Below are 3,535 nucleotides of genomic sequence, written 5' to 3'. Positions count from 1 at the left end.
ATCCTGGTGCGATTGAATGGATAAAAACGCAATCTATTCATATTGATCACTGGGCAACCCACTTGGATACTAACCAAATTCAACCTAATGATGTGGTCATTGGGATGCTACCGGTTCATCTTGCAAGCCAAGTTTGTGAGAAAGGAGCCACCTTTTATTTTTTATCCGTTAACGTTAAACCGGAACAACGCGGAACAGAACTCACTGCGCAACAACTTGTTGAACAAGGTTGCTTGTTGCAGGCATTTCATATTCAAAAACGATAAGGAAACATTATGCAACCTAAATATGATGTACATTTTTGTTTGATTTCAGATCAAGCTGCGCCTTCATTATTACCTATTTTAGATCCTGATTTTAAACCGAAAGAAGCGGTTTTTTAGTCTCCGATAAAATGAAAAGTAATGCAGAGGCATTAGAAAAAGTTTTTAAAGAAAAAAACATAAAAGTTACATTAGTTCGTATTGAAAATATTGATGATTTCCATGAAATGGAAAACTGCTTTATTTCGCTAATAGATCAATATGAAGGGAAAAATATCGCACTTAATGTGACAGGTGGTACAAAATTAATGGCAATTGTGGCACAGAACACCTTTGCTATGTGCGAAAAACCTATTTTTTATGTAGATAGTGATAATAATCAAATCCTATTTATTAGCCGTGATGAAAAAGGACAAAGCATTCCTAACAAAATGCTCAATTGCCAGATTGATCTAAAAACCTATCTTTCTGCTTACGGCATGGTTTATAAATCCGCTAAATCACCAATGGCTTCTGAGCGATTAATTGCCAATTTGGAACCGTTTATCAAGCAATATGATAAATATAAAGATGATATTCCTTTGTTAAACTCTTATGCTGCAGAGTCTCAAAATTCCGGTTTTAAGGTTGATTTTAAGCACCATAAAGTGAAATCATTCGTGACCTTACTTGAACAATTACACCACAAAAATTTATTAGATTTTGATCGTCATAAAATAGATTTTAGAGATACAGTACATAAAGATTTATTAAATGGAGTATGGCTTGAAGAAATAACCTATAAAAACTCATCTAAAATCAACCGCCCTTGTGGCGGTTTTCTTTTCTATAAATTGCCCACAACATCACGCAACAAACCACTCCCAATGGCACTTAGGAAAAGCGAGCCTGCCCCAAGGCATTATCCGGACAGCATTAACAATGAATTTACCCTATAACAGAGGTGAAAATGTGGAGAAACTGAGGTAAAATAGTGCGTAAAAGTCATATAGAAAAACATCATTTTTTATCATCGCACTTTGAACAAAGATAAAAAGAAAATGGATAAAATCGTTCAATATTTAATCAAATCCACACCTTACTTTTCGCATGAGGGGAAAAATTGGGAAGCGATCTTCTCAAGCCTTATCCACCAAGGCACCAAACCACCCCCGCAGTCGAAAGACCCTGCCCTGTTCCAAAGGGATTGAGACATTCTGTCAAAGTCAAGTGTTGTTAAAGATTGTGTCGAAAGACCCTGCCCTGTTCCAAAGGGATTGAGACTGGCCACAAGCCTTAAATTTTATTTTATTTTTCGTCGAAAGACCCTGCCCTGTTCTAAAGGGATTGAGAGGTTGGTGGAGGCGGGAGTGGTTGCCAGTGAGTAAGTCGAAAGACCCCGCCCTGCTCGAAAGGGAGAGACTAAAAAATAGCCCTAGCGGATACGCCAGGGCTATTTTTTTATTTGACATAAGAATAAACAAGGTTATACACTAGAATTGTATCATTAAATGATATTTATGAGGAAATTAACATTATGAGATGAGGAGATGCTGAATCTTGGCTTATCTTTTGGTGCAGTAAGAGATAAGAGTTTTGTCAGCTATATGAACTATGAATATGAGACTACAAGTGAAACAATGGGGCAATAGTAAAGCAATCCGTTTACCAAAAGATTTTACTAATGCTATGAATTTAAATATGGGAGATTTTTTAGAATTAGAAAAAATTAACAACAATACAATTAAAGTGGTGATTATTCCTAATAATCCAAATAAAAAAAGACGATTAACCTTAAATGAACGTCTTGCAATGACTTCATTTAAACAATTACCCACCGTTGAAGAATGGGATTCACTCACGCCAACAGGAAATGAAATTTAATGGCAGGATCTACATTTAAAAGAGGGGACATTATTACCGTTTGCTTGAATCCTGTTGTAGGGAATGAACTACAAGGGGAAAGACGCCCTGCTTTAGTATTAAGCAATAGCGAATTTCACAAACTAGGATTTATGATGATTGCCCCTATCACACAAGGAAATGCAGCTCTTGCTAGAGATAACGGCTTTGCAGTAACACTAAGTGAAACTGGCTGTAAAACCCAAGGGGTGATTGTTGCATACCAAACTCGAATGATTGATTTTAGAAATAGAAATGCAAAAAAAGTTGAATCTGTGCCTGACTATATTTTATCTGAAGTACAAGATATCGTTGAATCAATTTTGAAAGACTAGAAGAAGCAAAAAATTACCCTAGCAGATATGCCAGGGCAATTTTTTTGATTAAATTTCTTCGGCTGTAACAGATACACCAAAGATAGGATAAGTCTTGCCATTTTCCGTAGCGATTAAGGTATGCCTTTTGCTTAATTGCTTCTGTCGAAAGACCCCGCCCTGTTCTAAAGGGATTGAAACTTAGCACCGCCATTCGCAGTAGTTGCTTTGATGATAGGTCGAAAGACCCCGCCCTGTTCTAAAGGGATTGAGACTAACCGAAAATTTTTATTAATAAATTTTTTAGCGTCGAAAGACCTCGCCCTGCTCCAAAGGGATTAAAACAGTAGATGAGGATATAGTCATTCTCCTAATATGAAGTCGAAAGACACCGCCCTGTTCTAAAGGGACTAAAACGCGCCTAAAATCAACCGCACTTTTGGCGGTTTTTTTATAAATACGTATTTCAAAATACAAATTTTTCTTATCTATTCTCAACCCTCAATTCAAAATAAATAATCCCATCTAAATAAAAACCGCTTAATTCCTTTGATATACAAATTTGCATTTTATTTTTTCATTTATGATGTATTCCTAAAGAATAAGTAAGGAGGAAATATGTTGAACTTAAGAATGCATCATAAAGCGACACAAGCAACATTTAACCCTCCATACACTCAAAGTGAAATTAACGCTATTGTGGCTGGCTTTATTGAAGTTAAAGACAAACGTGCTTATAACTGCCGTTATTTTATGAAAAATGGTAAGAAATGGATTCATAACTTAGAAGCTTTACGCAAGAAATTAAATGCTGAATATGCACGTTATATTGATGATGAGGAACTGTCTTCACCTGCGCCTGAAGGGTTTGGTTACGACATTGAAACCTATTATTTATATAACTCAATATCATCAACTCACAATGAGTTTTCAACTCGTTTTCGTACAATGCTAGAAAAGGTTTGTATTAAGCATTAGCTTGAATACAAATTTGTATTTCAATATTTAACACTCAAGATAATTTATTATTTAATCAATCATTGAAACACGAAAGGTGGAAATAAAAATGTTCTATAT

At 35.4% G+C, this 3,535-nt stretch carries 5 protein-coding genes and 1 pseudogene; 5 read left to right on the top strand and 1 reads right to left on the bottom strand.

Annotated elements, in window-relative coordinates; genetic code table 11:
- Together csx16 and QZ106_RS09265 are read left to right on the top strand one after the other, a co-directional pair.
- Positions 1 to 266, top strand: a 266-nt coding sequence (csx16, locus tag QZ106_RS09270; protein WP_295976562.1) for a CRISPR-associated protein Csx16, incomplete at its 5' end; no start/stop codon positions are given.
- 128 nt (positions 267 to 394) lie between these two features.
- Positions 395 to 1,201 (top strand): DUF1887 family CARF protein, encoded by an 807-nt coding sequence (locus QZ106_RS09265; RefSeq protein WP_295976561.1) that lies wholly within the window; start codon positions 395 to 397, stop codon positions 1,199 to 1,201.
- A gap of 379 nt (positions 1,202 to 1,580) precedes the next feature.
- On the opposite strand, the pseudogene QZ106_RS10690 reads toward QZ106_RS09265, so the two are convergent.
- Positions 1,581 to 1,652 (bottom strand): annotated as a pseudogene (locus QZ106_RS10690) (hypothetical protein); the annotation flags it as partial.
- A 222-nt stretch (positions 1,653 to 1,874) separates the two neighbouring features.
- On the opposite strand from QZ106_RS10690, the gene QZ106_RS09260 reads away from it, so the two are divergent.
- The 3 genes from QZ106_RS09260 (at position 1,875) to QZ106_RS09250 (ending at position 3,436) form a co-directional block, all read left to right on the top strand.
- Entirely contained in the window at positions 1,875 to 2,126 is a 252-nt protein-coding gene (locus QZ106_RS09260) for an antitoxin MazE (RefSeq protein WP_295976560.1), read from the top strand.
- A complete protein-coding gene (locus tag QZ106_RS09255; protein ID WP_295976559.1) occupies positions 2,126 to 2,479 on the top strand; it encodes a type II toxin-antitoxin system PemK/MazF family toxin in 354 nt (117 codons plus the stop codon). Before QZ106_RS09260 ends, QZ106_RS09255 begins: the two co-directional genes overlap by 1 nt.
- A 597-nt stretch (positions 2,480 to 3,076) precedes the next feature.
- Entirely contained in the window at positions 3,077 to 3,436 is a 360-nt protein-coding gene (locus tag QZ106_RS09250; protein WP_295976558.1) for a hypothetical protein, read from the top strand.
- Positions 3,437 to 3,535 lie beyond the last annotated feature (99 nt).

Origin of the sequence: uncultured Aggregatibacter sp. (assembly GCF_901873365.1) — a bacterium.
Lineage (GTDB): Bacteria > Pseudomonadota > Gammaproteobacteria > Enterobacterales > Pasteurellaceae > Aggregatibacter.
This window is presented reverse-complemented; position numbering and strand designations above follow the sequence as displayed.